Origin of the sequence: Paratissierella segnis (genome assembly GCF_014385195.1) — a bacterium.
Classification (GTDB): Bacteria; Bacillota; Clostridia; order Tissierellales; family Tissierellaceae; genus Paratissierella; species Paratissierella segnis.
In genome coordinates, this window is the sequence record NZ_JACRTG010000030.1 from 75,310 (window position 1) to 96,181 (window position 20,872).

General features: G+C 33.9%; 17 protein-coding genes, 1 pseudogene and 1 riboswitch. Of the genes and pseudogenes, 3 read left to right on the plus strand and 15 right to left on the minus strand.

Going from position 1 to position 20,872, the window contains the following annotated elements; translation table 11 throughout:
* Positions 1 to 25: 25 nt before the first annotated feature.
* The 4 genes from H8707_RS12890 to mntA all read right to left on the minus strand — a co-directional run bounded on the left by H8707_RS12890 (position 26) and on the right by mntA (position 5,187).
* Positions 26 to 1,342, minus strand: coding sequence for a 2-hydroxyacyl-CoA dehydratase (locus tag H8707_RS12890; protein ID WP_262430554.1), 1,317 nt, complete (start codon positions 1,340 to 1,342; stop codon positions 26 to 28).
* Positions 1,329 to 4,301, minus strand: a complete 2,973-nt coding sequence (locus H8707_RS12895) for an acyl-CoA dehydratase activase-related protein (protein WP_262430555.1) — start codon at positions 4,299 to 4,301, stop codon at positions 1,329 to 1,331. The genes H8707_RS12890 and H8707_RS12895 overlap by 14 nt, the downstream gene beginning before the upstream one ends.
* A 155-nt stretch (positions 4,302 to 4,456) precedes the next feature.
* Entirely contained in the window at positions 4,457 to 4,648 is a 192-nt protein-coding gene (locus H8707_RS12900) for a hypothetical protein (protein WP_262430556.1), read from the minus strand.
* Positions 4,649 to 4,788: 140 nt separating this feature from the next.
* Entirely contained in the window at positions 4,789 to 5,187 is a 399-nt protein-coding gene (mntA, locus tag H8707_RS12905; protein WP_262430557.1) for a type VII toxin-antitoxin system MntA family adenylyltransferase antitoxin, read from the minus strand.
* Positions 5,188 to 5,312: 125 nt separating this feature from the next.
* Between mntA and H8707_RS12910 the strand changes: the two genes are divergently transcribed.
* The 3 genes from H8707_RS12910 to H8707_RS12920 all read left to right on the plus strand — a co-directional run bounded on the left by H8707_RS12910 (position 5,313) and on the right by H8707_RS12920 (position 7,735).
* Positions 5,313 to 5,867, plus strand: coding sequence for a DUF924 family protein (locus tag H8707_RS12910; protein WP_262430558.1), 555 nt, complete (start codon positions 5,313 to 5,315; stop codon positions 5,865 to 5,867).
* A 228-nt stretch (positions 5,868 to 6,095) separates the two neighbouring features.
* The gene (locus tag H8707_RS12915; protein ID WP_262430559.1) at positions 6,096 to 6,761 is read left to right on the plus strand and encodes a response regulator transcription factor; all 666 of its coding nucleotides are present in this window, start codon (positions 6,096 to 6,098) and stop codon (positions 6,759 to 6,761) included.
* Entirely contained in the window at positions 6,758 to 7,735 is a 978-nt protein-coding gene (locus tag H8707_RS12920) for a sensor histidine kinase (RefSeq protein ID WP_262430560.1), read from the plus strand. The genes H8707_RS12915 and H8707_RS12920 overlap by 4 nt, the downstream gene beginning before the upstream one ends.
* 19 nt (positions 7,736 to 7,754) lie before the next feature.
* On the opposite strand, the gene H8707_RS12925 is transcribed toward H8707_RS12920, so the two are convergent.
* From H8707_RS12925 to H8707_RS12975, 11 genes and pseudogenes are all read right to left on the minus strand, one after another.
* A complete protein-coding gene (locus H8707_RS12925) occupies positions 7,755 to 10,274 on the minus strand; it encodes an ABC transporter permease (protein WP_262430561.1) in 2,520 nt (839 codons plus the stop codon).
* A pseudogene (locus H8707_RS12930) lies at positions 10,261 to 10,949 on the minus strand (ABC transporter ATP-binding protein). The gene H8707_RS12925 and the pseudogene H8707_RS12930 overlap by 14 nt, the downstream one beginning before the upstream one ends.
* 76 nt (positions 10,950 to 11,025) lie before the next feature.
* A complete protein-coding gene (locus tag H8707_RS12935; protein WP_262430562.1) occupies positions 11,026 to 11,766 on the minus strand; it encodes an amino acid ABC transporter ATP-binding protein in 741 nt (246 codons plus the stop codon).
* 13 nt (positions 11,767 to 11,779) lie between these two features.
* Entirely contained in the window at positions 11,780 to 12,559 is a 780-nt protein-coding gene (locus tag H8707_RS12940; protein ID WP_262430563.1) for an amino acid ABC transporter permease, read from the minus strand.
* A 59-nt stretch (positions 12,560 to 12,618) separates the two neighbouring features.
* The gene (locus H8707_RS12945) at positions 12,619 to 13,476 is read right to left on the minus strand and encodes a transporter substrate-binding domain-containing protein (protein WP_262430564.1); all 858 of its coding nucleotides are present in this window, start codon (positions 13,474 to 13,476) and stop codon (positions 12,619 to 12,621) included.
* A gap of 133 nt (positions 13,477 to 13,609) precedes the next feature.
* Positions 13,610 to 13,792: riboswitch (Lysine riboswitch) on the minus strand.
* An 87-nt stretch (positions 13,793 to 13,879) separates the two neighbouring features.
* Positions 13,880 to 14,101 carry a hypothetical protein gene (locus tag H8707_RS12950; RefSeq protein WP_262430565.1) on the minus strand — a complete coding sequence of 74 codons (222 nt, stop codon included), beginning with the start codon at positions 14,099 to 14,101 and terminating at the stop codon, positions 13,880 to 13,882.
* A gap of 193 nt (positions 14,102 to 14,294) precedes the next feature.
* Complete coding sequence (mgtE, locus tag H8707_RS12955) at positions 14,295 to 15,605, minus strand: magnesium transporter (protein WP_262430566.1); 1,311 nt, start codon at positions 15,603 to 15,605, stop codon at positions 14,295 to 14,297.
* Position 15,606: 1 nt separating this feature from the next.
* Positions 15,607 to 16,896: a magnesium transporter gene (gene mgtE, locus H8707_RS12960; protein WP_262430567.1), complete on the minus strand. Its 1,290-nt coding sequence runs from the start codon at positions 16,894 to 16,896 to the stop codon at positions 15,607 to 15,609.
* A 409-nt stretch (positions 16,897 to 17,305) separates the two neighbouring features.
* Complete coding sequence (gene guaA / locus H8707_RS12965) at positions 17,306 to 18,247, minus strand: glutamine-hydrolyzing GMP synthase (RefSeq protein ID WP_449406488.1); 942 nt, start codon at positions 18,245 to 18,247, stop codon at positions 17,306 to 17,308.
* Positions 18,248 to 18,257: 10 nt separating this feature from the next.
* A complete protein-coding gene (gene guaB / locus H8707_RS12970) occupies positions 18,258 to 19,709 on the minus strand; it encodes an IMP dehydrogenase (RefSeq protein WP_262430568.1) in 1,452 nt (483 codons plus the stop codon).
* A gap of 249 nt (positions 19,710 to 19,958) precedes the next feature.
* Positions 19,959 to 20,843, minus strand: coding sequence for a GGDEF domain-containing protein (locus H8707_RS12975; RefSeq protein ID WP_262430569.1), 885 nt, complete (start codon positions 20,841 to 20,843; stop codon positions 19,959 to 19,961).
* Between the last annotated feature and the right edge of the window lie 29 nt (positions 20,844 to 20,872).

Consider the following 20,872-nt stretch of genomic DNA (forward strand, 5'->3'; position numbering starts at 1 on the left):
TTAAAGGATGGTTTTTATACCATCCTTATTTTATATGTGCCAAACATAGATTTTTATCAACAGCTAAATCCTCTACTGCAATTGTTTCTTTTACTTCTCCCTCTGATTGAAGCTTTTCTTTAGCCACGGAAAGCATCAACTTAATCCTGTTCTCTTGATTTACTTTAGTGGCACTGGGATCATAGTCTATAGGCACTATATTGGCATTAGGGTATATTGATTTAATATTGCTGATGACTCCTTTTCCTACTATATGATTAGGTAAGCAGCCAAAAGGCTGAGTACAGATTATATTATCGTATCCTTGTTGTATCAGCTCCACCATTTCCGCTGGAAGAAGCCAACCTTCTCCCATTTTGCACCCCAAACCAACTACATCTTTTACCAACGATTTTAAATGTTTAAACGGGGATGGCGGGATAAAATTGCTCTTTTTTACTATGTTAATTATCATGTTTTCCATCCTGCCGACATAGTCAATTACAAAATCAAATACTTTACTCTTTAGATAACCATTGCCATACAATTTATAGTCAATGATGCCATTTTCGACACAATACATTATAAATCCCATCAACCCCGGCACCATTACCTCGCAGTCCTCATTATCCAAAAACTCTTCCAGATTATTGTTCCCCAATCCGGAAAATTTTACATAGATTTCTCCAACAATTCCTACCTTTACTTTTTGAGTATATTCTTTAGGTATAGTATCAAAACTTTTTACTATCTCATTAAAATTAGCTTCCATTTCACCATTTTTAAACCCTCTATTTATTCTAAACTCACCTGCTAATTTATCAAGCCAATAATTTAATAATTCATTGCTTTCTCCTTTATTTACCTCATAAGCTTTTGACTGGTTGTTTAAAAGCATCAATAAATCTCCGTATAAAATCGCTATTGCCGCTTTTTTTAAGATGGGCAGAGTAATTTTAATTCCATTGCCCTTTTCCAGCCCGGAGAAGTTTAATGACAGTACCGGAATATGTCCTAACCCGGATTTCTTTAAAGCTTTTCTCAAAAGATGAATATAATTGGAAGCTCGACATCCTCCACCTGTTTGTGTAATCATCAAAGCCACTTTATTCAAATCATAATTCCCGCTTTTTAAAGCATCGATCATTTGTCCTATAACCAATAGCGCAGGGTAGCAGGTATCGTTATGCACATTTTTCAAACCCTCATCTACGACTGATGGTCCTTGATTTTTGAGTATTTTAATTTTATATCCGTATTTTTCTAAAACCCCCTTTATAAGGGTAAATTGAATAGGAGCCATGTCAGGAATTAATATGGTATAATCCTTTTTCATTTCTTTTGTAAATTCAATTCTTTCCATTATATATTCTTTCCTTCCCTTGTTCTAAAGCAGCTAATAGACTTCGTACTCTAATTTTGACTGCTCCTAAATTAGTTATCTCATCTATTTTTATTTGAGTATATATCTTGCCTTCACTCTCTAACAATTCTTTCACTTCATCGCTTGTAATAGCATCCAAACCGCATCCAAAGGATACCAATTGTATCAAATTCATATTTGGCTTGTCAGTTATATATTTAGCTGCTGCATAAAGTCTGGCATGATAGGTCCATTGATTCAATACATTGGTAGGGACTTTATCTACATTTTGACTTATGGAATCTTCAGAGATTACAGCAACCCCAAATTCATTTATTAATTTTGCAATTCCATGATTTATTTCAGGGTCTATGTGATAGGGTCTGCCTGCTAAAACTATAATTGGCATATTGTTCTTCTGTGCTAAATCTATGATTTCCATTCCTTTATTATGAATCTTATTCATATAAGAATCATATTCTGCAAATGAAAGCTCCACAGCTTTTTTTACCTCTTTAAAAGAAATATCTTCAAAGTAATTATTCAATATTTTATGAATAGATTTTTCAAAGTCCTTCTTTCTATGAATCCCCAAATAATCATATATAAAATTAACTTTATCAAGCCTTGAGACATTTGCCTTTATTACTTCCGGATAATAAGCAACAACCGGACAATTGTAACGATTATCCCCCTTACCTTCATCTAAATTGTAGGTAAGGCAAGGATAAAAAATGGTATCTACCCCTGCATCAAGTAGATATTCAATATGTCCATGAACCAATTTTGCAGGAAAACATACGGTATCAGACGGTATTGTATGCTGCCCTTTTAGATAAATATCCCTATTGGAAGTGGGGGAAGTTATTACCTCAAAGTCCAGTTCAGTGAAAAATGTATGCCAAAATGGCAATAGCTCATACATGTTAAGGGACATAGGTATGCCTATTTTACCTCTTTTCCCTTTTTGAGGCTTATACTCGGATAATAAAGAAAGCTTATAATCAAACATATTGAGCTTAAGCCCAATCTTCTTGTGCTTAATCGGTCTTTCACATCTATTCCCACCAATATACTTTCTATTGCCATCAAAGGTATTAATGGTAAGTCTGCAATGGTTGCTGCACAGACCACATGTCACTGCCTTTACTTTGTGGGTAAAATTAGATAAATCCTCTAATGAGAGAATCGTACTTTCCTCTTTATTTTTCCCTTTAGCATATAAGGCTGCACCGTATGCGCCCATGAGTCCGGAAATATTTGGCCTCACAACATCTTTATTTAATTCCTTCTCAAATGCTCTCAGGACTACATCATTATGAAATGTTCCGCCTTGCACTACTATATTCTCTCCTAAGCTTTCTGCAGAGGATGCACGTATTACTTTATATATTGCATTTTTAACGACGCTCATTGACAATCCTGCCGAAATATTTTCAATTGTTGCCCCATCTTTCTGTGCTTGTTTTACGGAAGAATTCATAAATACTGTACACCTCGAGCCCAAATCAACCGGCTTATCCGCAAATAATCCAAGCTTTGCAAAATCATCAATGGAATACCCTAATGCGCCGGCAAATGTTTGTAGAAAGGATCCGCATCCCGATGAACAAGCTTCATTCAAAAAGATATTGTCGATAACACCATTCCTGATTTTAAAACATTTGATGTCTTGTCCTCCTATATCGATTATAAAGTCTACATCCGGTTTAAATTTCTTCGCGGCAGTAAAGTGCGCTATGGTTTCAACAACGCCGAAATCTATATTAAATGCATTTTTAATAATTTCTTCGCCATATCCGGTAACTGCTGATGATTTAAGCTTTATATAAGGGTATTTATTATAAATGTTCATTAAAAAATCTTTAACAATTGGTACAGGATTACCGCTATTTGATAGATAATCTGAATAAAGTATTTCTTCGTTATCATCAATTAATGTCATCTTCACAGTTGTAGAGCCTGCATCTATTCCTAAATACGCATTTCCTTTGTAAGCATCAGGATTACTATATTTAACCATCTCTTTCGAGTGTCTGGTAACGAACTCATCGTATTCTTCCTCGTTTTTAAAAAGCGGTTGTGAAGTAGCATAATTTATTTCAACTTTGGAATTTTGAATGTTCTCTATTAATTCATCTATATTTTTAAGTTCGCTGTTTTGGCTTAGAGCAGCTCCCATGGCTACGAAATATAGAGAATTCTCAGGGCATAATCCATTAACTCCCAATATTTTATCAAAGCTTTTTTTCAATTCTGAAAAGAAAGTAAGAGGTCCTCCTAAGTATACTACTTGTCCCCCAATCTCTCTGCCTTGTGCCAGTCCGGCTATTGTTTGATTGACTACCGCAACAAATATACTGGCTGCTATATCCTCTTTTCTGGCACCTTGATTCAACAAAGGCTGTATATCAGACTTCGCAAATACACCGCATCTTGATGCAATTGTATATATCTTATTATGATCTTTTGCCATTTCATTTAAATCAACTAAGCTTACATTAAGAAGTGTTGCCATTTGATCTATAAATGCTCCTGTGCCTCCTGCGCAAGAACCATTCATACGTACGTCCATTCCATTTTTTAGAAATAAAATTTTGGCATCTTCTCCGCCCAGCTCTATAACAATATCTGCATTTGGAATGATCTTTGAAATTGATATCCTTGTAGCATAAACTTCTTGAACAAATGGTATATCATAATATTCAGCAAGTCCCATTCCTGCCGAACCTGAAATGCAAATTCTAAAATCTTGTTCCTCAGGAAACTTTTCTTTTATCTGCTTTAACAATAAGCATGTTTTTTCACTAATCTGTGAGAGATGTCTCTCATAAGAGTGAAACACTAAATTATCACGACTGTCCAATACTACGCATTTTAACGTAGTTGAACCTACATCTAAACCAATTCTCATTATTTCACCTATTCTAATTGTAATTGAGTATATTCTACTACACATTTAAGTAAATGTTAAGAGGAGGTATTAACCAAAAAATTCTTTCTGTCATTATTTCCTAGGAAATCTCCTTATTAGACTTAGTTACCCAAAATTTCAAAAACTTATCGAAAAAAATCTGATGGTTATCCATCAGATTTTTAAACTGCTTATTTTAACTACCTATTATTTATTAGATCCAGCCCACCTAAAACTACATGTGCCAATCCAAAGCCTATTAATCCAGATGTAAGCATTGCCTCTCTGCCTTTATGATGCATTATCCTTTTTGTAATGTCTATATCAGTCATTGCAATGGTCGCTCCTGTTACAGCAATTCCCAGCATTGCCGGTAATATACCTTTCCTCATCAATAAGCCCTCCTTTTATTAGATAGTTTATATTATTATATCTAGTGGGTAAGTTTTTATTCCACATTTACCAAGTTATATATCTTGAAATGATTTCCTATGTTTACATTGTTTCATTTGAATAGCTCCAAAAACTTCCTTTACCTTATTTCATTCCCTACATTTCTGAAATGTTCCATATCCATATAAAAACCCATTGTTTTATATTCATAAGACACCTTGATAAATAAATCCTTCATATACACAACTTTACCATATTTTATTACCTGAAATTGTAATACTGTATCAGCCTTATTTAAAATAACTAAATCTATATCTTCTCTACGAAAAATCCTCACTAATTCATCAAATATTTCCAACTTTATTAGGCTGTCGAATTCTCCATTTAGATAGACTGCAATATCTAAATCACTATTTTTATCATTCTTATTAGTCGCATAAGAACCAAAAATATAAATTAATCCAATGTCATATTTATCTATGATTTCCCCTATATGATTCTCTAATACTTTTTCAACTTCTTCAATATTCTTTTGCATTTGTATACCACCTATAAATAATTTTGACAATTAATACTCACTCAATGAATTTTCTCATCATATATTAACAGCTAATGGGTATATAGATAATAGTAACATTTATAAATATATGAAGGAGAGATTTTATGGCAGTTGTAATGTGGAATGAAGTACTTGATTTTTGGTTTGACCCTAAACACATTCCATTACATTTTGTCGAAGATGACGAATTTGATGGAAAAATCCGTGCCAAATTTTTAGATACATGGAAGGCAGGTTCTGAAGGCCTATTGGTTGACTGGAGGAAGAGTATTAAGGGCAGGCTTGCCGAAATTATAGTTCTGGATCAGTTCTCCAGAAATCTATGGAGAAATGACATCCGAACATATACTCAAGATAAAATGGCAATTGCTTTAGCACAAGAGGCAATTCATCATCCGGATTATAAGCAATTATCAGCTACAGAGAAAAAATATATTCTTCTTCCTTTCATGCATTCCGAATCACTGGAACTTCATGACTGGGCTCATAAGTATTATCTCGAACTGGGAGACGAAGAATTGTTACATTATGAAAGATTGCATAGAGATGTTTTGGAAGAATTTGACCGTTACCCTTACCAAAATGAAGATTTAGGCAGAATATCAACTCCAGAAGAGCTAAAATATCTCAAACAAAAAGGCGAACACTTTTATAGTTAATATTTTTATCAAAAATAAGGCGGTTTTGAATATTTCAAGACCGCCTTTGACATCCTTTAAATGCAGTTTGCAAACTTAAAATGATTATTCTCTAAATATTTCTTTAATCAGTGATACTCATTATGTGTTGAGTTTTCAAATCACTAAATGTATAATTTAGACAATGAGTGCTGTTTGAATGCATGGTTCTATGTTTTAGGTAATTGATATAATGAGCGAGGTAGACAAATGAATTTTTTAATTATTGACGACGATGACAATATATCTTTTGCAATCAAAAAATATTTAGAAAAATTTAACCACAAGGCATTTATATGTATGAATATTGAGGCTACTTCTGAGTTAGAAATTGAGAATTTTGATTTCGTAATTTTAGACCTGAATCTTCCTGATGGGTCAGGCTTTGAATATTTAAAATATCTTCGTGAAGGGACTAATGTGCCGGTTCTTATTCTCACCGTTCGAGATCAGGAACAAGATATTTTGAAGGCTTTTGATTTAGGGGCTGATGACTACTTAACGAAGCCCTTCTCACTTCCTATCTTAAAAGCCAGAATTGACAGCATTTTTAAAAGATTAAGTTCTTATGAAAAAAGTTATTTAAATTTTGGAGAGCTTGTTCTCTATACAGAAAATAAAACCGCTTATCTTGAAGATAATTTGTTGGACTTAGGTGCTATTGAATACGAACTTTTGGAAATATTGATTAAAAATCAAGGTCTAACCCTCCCACGTGAAAGGATACTCGAAAAACTTTGGTATTCTGAAAAGAGAGAAGTAGGTGACAATGCTCTCTCCGTTGCTATAAAGAGATTGAGAGATAAATTAGGTGATTATGGAAAATATATAAATACCGTTCGAGGAATAGGATACTGTTGGGAGAATGAGCTATGAATAAAAACTATTTTCCTTATTTTATTGGATTATTCATATTTCTGTCTTCCTTAGTCATTTTGTTAATAAGCCCCAGAGCAGATATAAAAACTCTTATCTTCTTTCTATTCCTTGCACTGATTACAACTTTTATAATAAAGATTTTCCTCCACAAGGAAGAAAGAAAATTCCAAGATTCCATCGATTCTCTAATCAATCTGCTTCAATCAATCGATTTAAAAGAAGATAAAGTAACTCTAAAAAATTCTTATCTCGGAACACTTCAAGATGAAATCTTAAAAAGTATTACAGAAAAGAAAAATTCCAAGGATGAAGCTATTAATAACAAAATCTTGATGAAAAACTATATAGAAGACATTACACATCAAATAAAAACTCCTCTTACAGGAATTTTATTGCTATTAGATTTGACGGAAGCCGATCCTGAGAATCTTAAAGAATATACAGAAAGAATTAGAAATAACATATTACGAATAACGAATTTAAGTGACTTATTACTAAAAATGTCATCTTTGGATGCGGATATCATAAAAATGGAAGAAAAACCTTTCTCAGCAAAGGCACTTATATTAGATTGTGAAATGAATTTAGAAAGTTTAATTAAAAATAAGAATTTAAATCTTTCTATTGAAGGACAGGGTTTTGAGATAATTGGAGACCGCAGATGGATTTTTGAGGCTATTCTAAATGTATTAAAAAATGCAATTGACATTTCACCTCACAATTCCATGATTGTAGTAAAGCTTCAAGAAAGCTTGATTTTCAAAAGCATTTTTATTATTGATAATGGCCCGGGAATTGCAAAAGAAACTAAAGATAAATTATTCCAAAGATTTTATAAATTGGACACAAATTCATCGGGATTTGGAATTGGTCTGCCTATGGCAAAGCGCATTATGGAGAAACACGATGGAGATATTCTCATTCAATCCGACCCTAGGGGCAGCAGTTTTGAGCTTCGTTTTTACAAATAAAGGTGGGAATCTTCCCACCTTAATTCAGCTCATTTATCATTTCATTTATATTTTGATTTAAGATATACTTTTTGCCACTTCTAATAGCAAAATAAATTCCCAAGATGCTGATTACAAAAAATATTACAATACTTATATAATTCAAGTTTGCAAAGACCTGAATCGGACTAAATATCCAGTGCTTTCTTATACATCTTGCAAAGATGCCACCTACAAGCATAATCAAGTACAAAATGATTACTCTCTTAACTAGCAAAAATCCTTCATAATTAAGCATCTTATCTATTTGATCTTCAGTCATTCCCACTGATCTTAAAAGAGCAAAATCATTCTTTCTTGCTTGTAAATTGCCATGAAAGGAGTTGTATGCATTGGATAGAGCAATAATTAAAAAGATTGCCTGAATACCTAAACTAAAAAACAACTCATTATGTTTCACCTCTTTATCGTATCCTTCTTCAATAAAATCGTTCATAAAATAGACATCTGTTGAAGATATATGGCTAAATAAAACATCTTTAAAAGCATTAGTCACATTCCCCAAATCTTTTCTTGAAGTTTTGAGCTTCACATTATGATGAAGTATATCAATGTCTACATTTGTTGAACTTATCCATTTATCAAAATTGGATTTGGAAGTAAAGATTGCAATCCCATTGGAAGAATAGGCATCTAAATCAAAAGGAAACTTTTTTATTTTACCAATAATTTTTATTTTTTCCACCGGTGCATACTTGTTGTCTTGAATATTTATTTCATCTTCATCAGGTTTTAATATGGGAATATAGTTTCTATCCACATATGGCACATTGATATTATTCTCCGGCGTGCTGTCCAATAAAATAAAACCATCTTTGTCAGCTTCTATATTTTCATTCTTTATCAATTTTTCAAAATCTTCATCTTCCAGTCCATAAATCATAGCATAGGGATTATTAAATGTACGGTTCCCCTTATCTATTGCATCCTTAAATTCATCAGACAATTTTTCTTTATTATCAGTCATATAAAATTTCGCTGATTGGTAAGAGTAAAAATGTATTTCGTCTATATTTTCTATTCCATATAAATTGTCAACTAACTGATTTTCTACTGGCTTTGAAGTCCAAAAAGTACAATTCAGACTGTAAGTTGAATGAAATGAATTGTATTTATTATCTATCACTCGCCAAGAATTTATTATCAGTATCACACTTAAAGTAAAAGCTGCAACAGCCATTGCCATAGTTAATCCTCTATAGGTTTTTCCATAGGCTTTTGTATAATCTTTTGCTAAATTCTTTTCGATATCAAGTGAGGTTTGGAAATTACCGGATAATTTGATTTTTCTATTTCTATTTTGATTAAGTGCATCAATTATAGAAACTTTTCCGGTATCCTTCGCAGGCTTCAAAGCTGCAAGATATACACATAAAAAAGAAAAAAGCCAAAGTATTATTATCGGCATAATTTGTATTTTTATCAGATGAAAATCATATAATTGGACATCCATTCCATAATTTTTGTTCAATGAATTATAAGTAAAGTAATTATTTAACCACATTAAACCCGTCAACAAATTTGCCGCAATATATGAAATAATTGTTCCTGAGATTATTGGACCTACTGAAAGTTTCAACGCCTTATTTATAACTAAATTCCTTACTTGATGTTTTGTCATTCCTACACTCTTCAAAAGTCCGATTTGGCGAATATCTCTATTATTCCAAACGACAAAGGCATTGTAAATCATTAATGCAAATAAAATCGTCAAAAACAACAAAATAACTACTTTTTCAATTATTCTATACGCAAAATCTTTGGTAGGAATTAGCCCATTTGGAAATATGAAATAATGCTCTAACAATCCAGTATTGTAGCCCAATTTACCAGTCTCAATATAATCCTTTTCATTTAAATCAAATTTTTCTAAAATGTCCCTAGTCAGATGAAAAGTATCCCTAGGTTCCTTATACCAAATATATGCATTTACTCCACAATCGTCTTCAAAGATTGCATTTCTATCTTCTAAAATCCCATAAAATACATAATCCTCAAAACTTAATTCTTCTATCTTATATACTCCGACAATTTTATATGAAATATTTTCAATTTCAATTTGGCTATTCAAAGAAAATCCAGTATTATCTTTTATCAATCTCTCAGAAACGATAATTTCTTTTTCAGTTTTCGGTTTTCTTCCCTCAACAATTTTAACAGAATCTCCATTCCAAAATTCATTTTCTTCTCGTATTAGATAAATTCCTTTTTCAGATAATTCGACAGAGTTAAATTTTTCTATGGCTTCGTAATTTATTTTTTCAATCTGATCATGCTCTTCCAAAAACAAACGCATTTTAGAGCTTATTCCAGATATTGAAACTTGATAATCGCCAATTTGTTCTTTAATATATTTTATTTCATCTAATCTTAAATCAGATACTATAAATATCACTGTCCCCAAAAGTATTACAGCCATCAAAATTGACATCTTAATTGCAAAGGTATTTTTCTTTTGACCATCTATAGAAGATTGTGCAAGTTCTCTAGTAATGTTCAACGAAATCACCTCCAATTTCCTGGAGAATGCCATCTACCATTTTGAAAACCTTCTTACAGGATAGTGCTACTCGCTCCTCATGTGTAATAATTAATATTGTGGCATTAAATCTTTTATTGACCAATCTAAACAAACCGATGATTTCATCCGTCCTTTTTCTGTCCAAATTTCCTGTAGGTTCATCCGCTAAAATAATTGCAGGTCTATTTACTATTGATCTAGCAATTGCAACTCTTTGTTGCTCTCCTCCGGAAAGCTGATTAGGGAACCTATTTAATTTGTCTTCTATGCCAAGAGTTTCTACAATTTCATTGAAATATTCCCTATCTTCTCTTCTTCCATCCAATAATAACGGCAAAAGAATGTTTTTTCCTACTGTGATATTGGGAATTAAATTAAAAAATTGATAGATTAAACCAATATTCCTTCTCCTAAATATGGTCAAATCCTTCTCTGACATTTTTGTAATTTCAGTATCTTGAATATATATTTTCCCTTCAGTAGGTTCATCTACTCCGGCAATTAAGTGAAGCAATGTGCTTTTTCTGAACCGCTTTCCCCAATTATTGCTGCTAACTCACCTTTCTCTAAAGAAAAATCCACATGATTTAATGCAATTACATCCTCCACCCCGGGATAAATCTTTGTTAAGCCTCTAGTCTCTAAAATTTTCATTATCTTACCTCCCCTCCATGTTTGGATTTTAGCATATTAAGATTACACGAAAATTACATGTGAGTGGAGTTGGATATTATTCTTTATTTATGATTCTCTTTAAAAATTCTCTGGTTCTATCATGAACAGGATTGTTGAAAATTTCTTCCGGAGCTCCTTCTTCTGCTATGACTCCCTGATCCATAAATACTACCCTATCGGATACTTCTTTTGCAAATCCCATTTCATGAGTCACTACAAGCATTGTAAGACCACTTTTAGCTAGATCCTTCATGACCTTAAGCACCTCTCCAACCATTTCCGGATCCAACGCTGATGTTGGTTCATCAAATAACATGACATCAGGTTCCATGGAAAGCGCTCTTGCTATAGCAACTCTTTGTTTTTGGCCGCCTGACAGCTGACTTGGTTTTGCATTTATATAATTATCCATTCCGACTACATTAAGGTATTTTATGGCAATTTTTTCTGCTTCATCAACGCTTCTTTTCAGTACCTTTATCTGCCCCACTGTACAATTACTTAAAACGTCGTGATTGTTAAACAAATTGAATTGTTGGAATACCATGCCTAATTTTGTCCTATATTCATATACATTATGCCCATCCTCTAATATATTTTCACCTTTATATATTATTTGACCGCTGCTTGGTTTCTCCAATAGATTTATACAACGAAGGAGAGTTGATTTACCTGAACCGGACGATCCAATGATAGTTACTACTTCACCTTGATTAACGGAAAAGTCTATATCTCTTAAAACTTCATGAGTACCAAAGGTTTTACTCAAGTGTTGAATATCAATTATTTTTTCCATCAGTTCTACTCCCTTATAATTTCCTATTATTTTCATGATTTTTGCATGCAATACTCTCAGACGATTGCACCTGCATGTGATTTCCTGCCATTATAAAGTTTGCCGGTCCGTCCATTTTTCTTTCAATATACCGTAATATTCTTGTTATACTTATTGTCATTATTAGGTAAATAACACTTGCTATAAAATATGGTTCAAAGAACTTGAAAGTTGCTCCTGCAATTGATTTGGTTTGAAAGAATAATTCAGTAACAGATATTACATTCAATACTGAAGTATCCTTTACATTGATGACAAACTCATTGCCGGTTGCAGGCAAAATATTTCTCATTACCTGCGGCAGAATTATATTCATCATAGTTTGCGTATGATTCATACCGATTGCCTGCGCAGCCTCAAATTGCCCCTTATCTATAGATACAATTCCCCCGCGTACTATTTCTGACATGTATGCACCGGTATTGATAGAAACTATTAGTAAAGCGGCAAATACTCTATTCATCTGTATGCCAAATGCCTGTGCTGTACCATAGAAAATTACCATAGCCTGAACTATCATTGGTGTTCCTCTGAAGAACTCAATGTATACAGACAGAATTTTATTGACAACAATTAATATCGTTTTTTTAATACCTTTGTTTGGCAGCGGAATCGTACGGACGATACCGATTATTAGACCTATTATTAATCCTATTATTGTACCAATGATGGAAATGAGGATAGTCATACCCGCTCCCCTTAAAAACATTGGCCAATCCTTCATAAATATGTTAACTATTGTATTAAAACTCATTGAATGCCTCCTAATCACATGATGAAACTGACTATATAAAAATAGTCAGTCTCAATTAATTATTGAGCAGCAGGTTGGTTTTTAATTGCTGCATCCATAATACTTTGTCGCTCTTGTTCAGAAATTCCACTTAACACTTCATTTATCTTTTCGACCAATTCACTGCCTTTTTGTAATCCTACTGCTATAGCTGTATCATCATCTGAGGTTTCAAAGCCGTATTCAAATTCTACAAATGCAAAGTTTGGGTTTGCAGATGATGCGCTTATGGCTTCCGGTTTTTCAGACACATACCCATCAATTATCCCTGTTTCCAAAGCAACTCTCATTGCAGGGAAATTATCCATTGCAGTTTCCTTTTTTACCCCTTCTATTTGATCAATTACCGAGTAATGGAATGTATTTAATTGCGCTGTAATTTTTGCTCCCTTAAAGTCTTTAAGTGAAGTTGCATTTTCATATGCTCCGCCTTTTTTTACTACCATAACTAAATCGGACTTATAATAATTATCGGTAAAGTCAATAGACTCTGCTCGTTCTGCTGTAGGTGACATTCCGGCAATTATTGCATCTATCACACCTGATGTCAATGCAGGTAGCAGTCCATCCCATTCTGTTTTTACTATTACTAATTCTTTGCCTAAACCTTCAGCAATTTTTTTAGCTATTTCTACGTCATATCCTCCGGCAAATTCAGCGCTATCTTTCATCGCAACGGCACCATTTGAATCATCCATTTGAGTCCAGTTAAATGGTGCATAACCTGCTTCAAGACCTATTACAAATGTATCCTTCCCTGAAGATGACGGTGTATCCGATGATGTCAGCACCTCCGACTTTGGTTGTGAAGAACAAGCTGCAAGCAATGTACTTGCTAATATTATTAATACTAAAATAAAAGATAATCTTCTTTTCATTATAAAATCTCCCTTAGAGTAAATTTCTAATATAATATCAAAACTTTTTAGACAAAATAAATACACCCAACAGAATCGTCAGGTGCTTATATGCATATAGCAAAGCTAAGACAATCCTCTCCTTTCTTGCTCATTGTGAGATAGCACAACATCAAAGTACCGAGCTAATACTATGATGACAGTCCTATACCTTTTAAATATAGTCCCAGCAGCAGATTTTGGTATCTGCTACTTCGGCGATGGCTCCTTTTGCTATAATTCAACGGCTTCCGGCCTCACTATAACTACTAATAGAAATCGCGCCTCTACCTCACCCAAAGGATGAGGATTTTTATGAAGTTTTGATTTGTTTTATGATAACACTAATAGGTTTGCTTGTCAACATTTTTAAAAAATTATGCTTTTACTCCTTATCAGTATTATATTCACTCGTATCCTGTGCTACCATCATTGTTTTTTCAGGTCGCACATCATATATCACACTTCTAGGGAAATTCACAATATTGATTTCCGACATCGTATTATCAGCCCATAATTCACACTGTGTCATTACAACCTGTACTATCATTAACTTTATGCCACCGAAGCCTTTCGATTTCCCGCATGGTTTTAGATGCTTTTTCAAATAATCTGATAATTTCCATAGTGATTCACATATCAAAATAATAGGTGCTAAAATAGAGCTATGAATAAAAAAAACTTATTTTAAACAATTATATTTAAATTTTATATAAAGCTGGTTCCCGCCATGTTTTTTAAATCCATCTTATCGAGTGGCTGGACCCTTTCAGCCAACTCAACTGCCATCTGTTTTTTGATTATAGCAACATTGCAGTCGCAATCGCAAAATAAATGAGTAAGGCGAACAAATCATTGATCGTACTAATAATAGGGCCTGAGGCTACCGCCGGATCAATATTCATTTTATCAAGAAAAATTGGAATAAAGACACCACAAATAGCGGAGATAAACATCCCTCCGGCTAAGGAACTTCCAACTACAAAAGCTAATTGAAGCGGATTTTGATCGCCCATGGTAACAAATGATAGGAAAACAAAGGCAATAATGAAGCCAAAGAAACCAATTAATAAACTGTTAAGTATACCAATCATTATTTCATCGCGAATATGAAGTTTAACGTCATCTTTGCCGCTTAACTTATATTGGTGTAATCCCAGTATCGTCACCGAAATGGCTTGTGTGCCAATATTACCTGCCATTCCCAAGATCATTGGTTGAAATAAAATAAGGGCAGTGATTTGTTCAATAGTATCTTGAAAGAAAGATAGAAATCCGGCAATAACAAGGTTCAAGACGATTGAAGCTAAAAGCCATGGGAGTCTTTGTTTAGTTCTCACAAAAGCCGAGGAATCTTCCTCATAGTCCCCAACAGCGACAAAACGTTCAACATCTTCTTCATATTCTTCAATCATGGTATCTAAGATATCATCCGCAGTAATAATCCCAATCAGGTGATGTTGTTCATTCACCACTGGCATGACGGTATAGTCATAATCTCTTAGTTTTTTAATCGCTGTATGAATTGAATCATGTTCATAAATAACGGCTTGGTTACGTTCAATAATCTTATCAAGCTTATCGCCTTTACGAGCTGATATTAAGTTCTTTAATTCAATGGAACCGACATAATTTTGATGACTGTCAATAACAAAGATTTCATCGATAAAATCACTATCTTTCACATTTTTCACTAAATTTCTGGTAGCATCTGTAATACTTGTCTTTTCTTGAATGACAATAAAGTCAGTATTCATTATTGAAGCCGCCACATCTTCATCATAAGCTAGCATGCGAATCATTTTTTGTCGTTTAGCCGTATCTAATAAGGAGAGAATTTCTTGGACTTCCGCTGTATCGACATCATCCAATAAATTACGAATTTCATCCATTTCCAGAGCATCTAATAATTCTTTTTTCCTATCTACTGAGAGCGAGTGAATGTAGCTTAAGGCTAGTTCATCACTTAATTCGATAAATACATCATTCAATCGGTCAACCGGGAGTTGATTCAACATTTCAAATTGTCGGTCAGCATCAGCATTTTCGACCATACGCGCAATATCTAGCGGATGGCCTTTTGCTAACAGTTCTAATTCTTTACAATCCATTTTACAGCCCTCCTAACAATGCGGTCGCTAACCCAAAAAACACTAACAAGCTGATTAAGTCAGCGAGGGTGGTAATAAAGGGGCCTGAAGCAACAGCCGGGTCAAAACCTAATTTGTCGATACTCACGGGAATTAATACCCCTAATACAGGGGCTATAATAACAGTAACCCACAATGACAATCCTACCACAATAGCCAGGGCTAAAGGTTGTGCTGAATTCATTTGTTTGGCTAGAAAATAAGCAATCACAAAAGCTGAAACTCCCATAATGAAGCCAGTTAAAAATCCGGTTAAAATTTCTTTACCACCGTTTTTAAGGGCATCTTTAGGGTTCTTAGTTAATATTCTTAAGGTCACGGCCAAGGTTTGAGTGGCTACATCACCAGCAGCATCTAAAATCAAGGGCTGAAAGAATGCCAACACTGCTACGGCAACTAAGACTTCCTCAAACAAAGTGGTAATATAAGCAATTGGAATGGATAAGACTAATAAGATCAATAACCATGGTAACCGCCTAAAGGCAGCCCTTGAAAAGTGTTCCTCTTGTTCAGCTTCTGGCAGGGCTGATAATTTTTCGTAGTCTTCAGTAGCCTCCTTATGATAAGTATCTAAGGCATCATCCATCATGATCATACCTAATAAAAGCTTAGATTGATTACAGACGGGCATTTCAAAAGCCGAGTAATCTCTCATTTTATGAATCGTTTCTTCTATTGGTTCGGTATCTAAGACATGAGGATAGTCTTCCATAATTGCTTGTATCAATTGGGGTGATTTTGTTTTAATTAATCTTTTAAGGGTGACAGTACCTAAAAAATGCCCTGCATGATCTACAACAAACAAGCGACTAATTGTTTCCACATCATTGGCTTGTGTGATGACTTGTTTGGTGGCCGTCTTAACGTCCATTTCGGGTGTTAAGCTAATAAAGTCGGTGGTCATATGAGCCCCAGACTCATCTTCGTCATAGCTTAAGAGTTGACTAATTTTGTCTTGCGATTCCAGTTCTTTTAAAATCTCTTGTTTTTCTTGATCATCCATTTTAAACAAAAGATCCCGAGCATCATCGGGTTCCATTAAGTCAATCAGTTGTGCTTGAAGGGTATGGTCTAATTCACGAATAAATTCAACAGCTATCTCCGGTTCAAGATAACTGAACATTTCAGATAATTGTTGGGTTGATAAGAGTGACATCCAGTAATGTCGCTCATCCGCATCCCACTTTAGAAACAGCTCCGATAGATCATGCGGGTGCATATTTTGAAGAGTTTCTATTGTTATCTTTTCCATATTCTCTCCTCCTTTTTCAAATAGAAACCTTTGGGGAGGTCTCGGCAATCATTAAAATAAATCTAAAAATCAAGTACGCAGAATATGCATACTTAGTATACCACACTATACTAAAATCGACTAAGCTTTTCATGTTATCCATTCGTTTTGTCTCATTTGATTTCCTCCAATTATAATTAATGACAAAGTCAAAATGTGTGACTAAACTAATGAAAATATATCAAGAATTAACTGAAAATAAATAATATTATATAAAAATGCCCCTATTTCCATGAACGGATTTGGGGCATTATACTTTCAAAAATCAACTTATTCCTTAAATAATTACCTTTTTAGAAGCAAATTAGAAGCACAGAATTTTTAGGGTTTGTCAAATCCTCTAATTTACTCATTTAAGATTGCATATGAATTATTCCCACTCGATGGTAGCAGGAGGTTTATTGGTTATGTCATATACTACTCTATTTACCTGTGATACTTCATCTGTAATCCTAGTAGATATTTTGTCTAATAACTCCAATGGTATTGGATACCATTTTGCTGTCATAGCATCTTTGGTAGTTATTGCTCTTAATCCAATAGTATGACAATAAGTTCTTTCTCCATCTATAACTCCCACAGATTGAATATTTGGTAGTACTGCAAAGTATTGCCAAATTTCTTTATCTAATCCTGCTTTTTTGATCTCATCTCTAAAAATAAAATCAGCATCCCTTAAGATATCCAATTTTTCTTTTGTAATCTCACCTAAACATCTTACACCAAGCCCGGGTCCGGGAAATGGCTGCCTGCCTACAATATCCTCTGAAATTCCCAATGCTTTGCCAACTTCTCTAACTTGGTCTTTGTATAATTCCCTTAATGGTTCTATAAGTTCAAAATTTACATCAGCAGGTAATCCGCCTACATTGTGATGAGACTTAACTGCTAATTTCCCATCTTTCACGCTCTCTATTACATCCGGATAGATTGTACCTTGAACTAAAAATTCAATACCTTCAAGTTTCTTCTGTTCCTCTTCAAAGACTCTTATAAATTCTTCACCTATAATTTTTCGCTTGTGTTCTGGATCAATTACACCCTTTAATTTACCAAGAAATCGCTCCGCTGCATCAACGACTATCAAGTTCATATTGAATTCATCTCTAAATACTCTCTCGACCTGTTCTTTTTCATATTTCCTAAGTAATCCATGATCTACAAATACACAAGTAAGATTATTGCCTATAGCCCTATGCACCAATACCGCAGCCACGGATGAATCCACTCCGCCTGACAATGCACAAAGAGCTTGTTTATTTCCTACTTTATTTCTGATTTCTTCTATTGATCTATCGATAAAATCTTGCATAATCCTCCCCCTATCCTCGTGAATAATTTGGCGCTTCTTTAGTAATTTGGATATCATGTGGATGATTTTCGATTAATGAAGCCGAGGTTATCCTTATAAATCTTGCCTTGTTTTGCAAGTCCAAGATATTTTTAGCTCCTACATAACCCATACCTGATTTAAGTCCGCCCATCAATTGATAAACAACTTCACCTAATGGTCCCCTATAATGTACTCTTCCTTCTACTCCTTCAGGTACATATTTCTTTTGTCCTTCTTGGAAATATCTGTCCTTGCTTCCGGCATCCATTGCTCCCATTGAGCCCATGCCTCTATATTCCTTATATTTTCTTCCTTCATACAATACTTCTTCTCCCGGGCTTTCATCTGTTCCCGCAAATAATGACCCAATCATAACTACATTTGCACCGGCAGCTATGGCTTTTGTAATATCCCCGGAATATTTTATTCCGCCATCTGCGATTACAGGAATATCGTATTCTTTCGCCGCCTTAGCACAATTTACAATAGCGGTAATTTGAGGAACTCCTATACCGGTTACTACCCTTGTTGTACATATGGAGCCAGGACCTATACCTACTTTAACTGCATCAGCACCGGCCTTTATTAAATCTACTGTAGCTTCAGCAGTAGCAACATTTCCTGCAATTAAATTCAATTTTGGATATTCGATTTTAATCCTCTTTACAGCTTCTAATACCCCTTTTGAATGTCCATGAGCTGTATCAACTACTATTACATCAACCTTAGATTTTACCAATGCAGCTACCCTATCCATCATATCTGCTGTAACCCCAACAGCAGCACCTGCAAGTAATCGTCCATTGCTATCCTTAGCGGAATGAGGATATTGGATTGACTTTTCAATATCCTTAATAGTTATTAGCCCTGATAAATGAAAGTTTTCGTCAACTAACGGAAGTTTTTCTATTTTATATTTTTTCATTGTTTCCAAGGCATCGTCCATAGAAATATCATTTGTTGCAGTTATTAGATTTTCTTTAGTCATCACTTCATCTATCTTTTTTGTGACTTCCTTTTCAAATCTAATATCTCTATTTGTAATAATCCCCACCAGTTTACCATTTTCATCCGTTATAGGTACTCCTGATATCCTATATCTTTCCATCAATTCCAATGCATCAGATACAGCATTTTCAGGTGATAGATAGAATGGATCAGTTATAATTCCGTGTTCCGATCTTTTTACCTTATCAACCTCAAGAGCTTGCTCTTGAATGGGCATATTTTTGTGTATAATCCCTACACCACCTTCTCTTGCCACTGCTATTGCCATTCTTGATTCCGTTACTGTATCCATACCAGCACTCATCATAGGGATATTAAGTTTGATGTTTTTTGTTAAGTTTATTTGTGTATTTGTTTCCCTTGGTAAAACTTCGGATTTACCGGGTAGTAAAAGCACATCATCAAAGGTTAAACCGTCGCCTACAAATTCCAAAACTATTCCTCCTTCGATTTTTATTATTTACAAACCATTATATAGTATTATTATGTCGATATAACTTAACGTTTATGAATTTCGAGGAAAAGTAACATTATATATGGTTTAGTAGAAACTTTTCCTTTTAATGTAACAAAATTAAACCTATAAGTCAAGAAAAATATAAAGCATGAGCTCAACAACATGTTTCGAAAACAAAAACAGGGAATAATTTCAAATTATCCCCTGTTTTTTATTAAATTTATATTAAAGACCTGTTTTACTTGCTTTTTTAGCTTCATACATTTTTCTATCCGCCTCACGTATTAATTCTTCTGCAGTTAATTTTGAATCTTTCATTGTGTGAGTACCAATTGAGACGGTTAAATGAATCAGTTCATCACCTGCTGGTACTGTTATTTTGTTGATGCTATCACGAATTCTGTCAGCAACCATTTCTACTTCTTTATAATTTGCATTGTTAAGACAAATTACAAATTCGTCTCCTCCATATCTAGCAGCCCAATCCATTCCGCTACGTATACAACTTTTTATGGCATTTCCTACTTCTTTTAATGCGTAGTCACCTATAGAATGTCCATATTCGTCATTGATATCCTTTAAATTATCAATATCAATAAACATAATTGTCAATGGCCAATCTTCAATTGTTGCTTTTACTATATCTGCTGGCAGCCGTTCATTGATAAATCTTCTATTATATAAAGAAGTTAATGAATCCTCTACAATTTTTTGATTTAACCCATTAACTATTGCTTTAATTTTAAGTCCTTCATTATAATTGCCTTCACCTATTAACATAGTATCTGTAGCGTTTTTTAGCAATTCTACTATGATAGGTGTTTTAGCATCCTCTATTGGTATAGCTGTAACCAACATGGTCGCATTCTCTGTTTGCTCTAATTTCATAAAAGTTCTATTCTCATTGTGAGCACGTATAGAGATACAGTTATTACAGATTTTACCATCTACCCAATATTCATAGCAAACATCATCCGTTGGATCTAATAATGAATCACTATATTCAACAACTTGTTTGAAAATAGGATCCACAATTCTTACAACATCATACATCTTTTTAAAAAATCTTAGATTCTCTTCTATTTTATCAATAGTTATTTTGTCAGGCAACTTTTTTCCTCCAAAAAATATTAGTCTAA

Excerpts from the sequence above, each read along its gene's own strand:
- H8707_RS12890 (WP_262430554.1), bottom strand. The coding sequence starts at position 1,342 with ATGGAAAGAATTGAATTTACAAAAGAAATGAAAAAGGATTATACCATA.
- mgtE (WP_262430567.1), bottom strand. The coding sequence starts at position 16,896 with ATGGAAAAGATAACAATAGAAACTCTTCAAAATATGCACCCGCATGAT.
- mgtE (WP_262430566.1), bottom strand. The coding sequence starts at position 15,605 with ATGGATTGTAAAGAATTAGAACTGTTAGCAAAAGGCCATCCGCTAGAT.
- H8707_RS12945 (WP_262430564.1), bottom strand. The coding sequence starts at position 13,476 with ATGAAAAGAAGATTATCTTTTATTTTAGTATTAATAATATTAGCAAGT.
- H8707_RS12910 (WP_262430558.1), top strand. The coding sequence starts at position 5,313 with ATGGCAGTTGTAATGTGGAATGAAGTACTTGATTTTTGGTTTGACCCT.
- H8707_RS12895 (WP_262430555.1), bottom strand. The coding sequence starts at position 4,301 with ATGTGTAGTAGAATATACTCAATTACAATTAGAATAGGTGAAATAATG.
- H8707_RS12900 (WP_262430556.1), bottom strand. The coding sequence starts at position 4,648 with ATGAGGAAAGGTATATTACCGGCAATGCTGGGAATTGCTGTAACAGGA.
- H8707_RS12935 (WP_262430562.1), bottom strand. The coding sequence starts at position 11,766 with ATGGAAAAAATAATTGATATTCAACACTTGAGTAAAACCTTTGGTACT.
- guaA (WP_449406488.1), bottom strand. The coding sequence starts at position 18,247 with ATGCAAGATTTTATCGATAGATCAATAGAAGAAATCAGAAATAAAGTA.
- H8707_RS12940 (WP_262430563.1), bottom strand. The coding sequence starts at position 12,559 with ATGAGTTTTAATACAATAGTTAACATATTTATGAAGGATTGGCCAATG.
- H8707_RS12920 (WP_262430560.1), top strand. The coding sequence starts at position 6,758 with ATGAATAAAAACTATTTTCCTTATTTTATTGGATTATTCATATTTCTG.
- H8707_RS12915 (WP_262430559.1), top strand. The coding sequence starts at position 6,096 with ATGAATTTTTTAATTATTGACGACGATGACAATATATCTTTTGCAATC.
- mntA (WP_262430557.1), bottom strand. The coding sequence starts at position 5,187 with ATGCAAAAGAATATTGAAGAAGTTGAAAAAGTATTAGAGAATCATATA.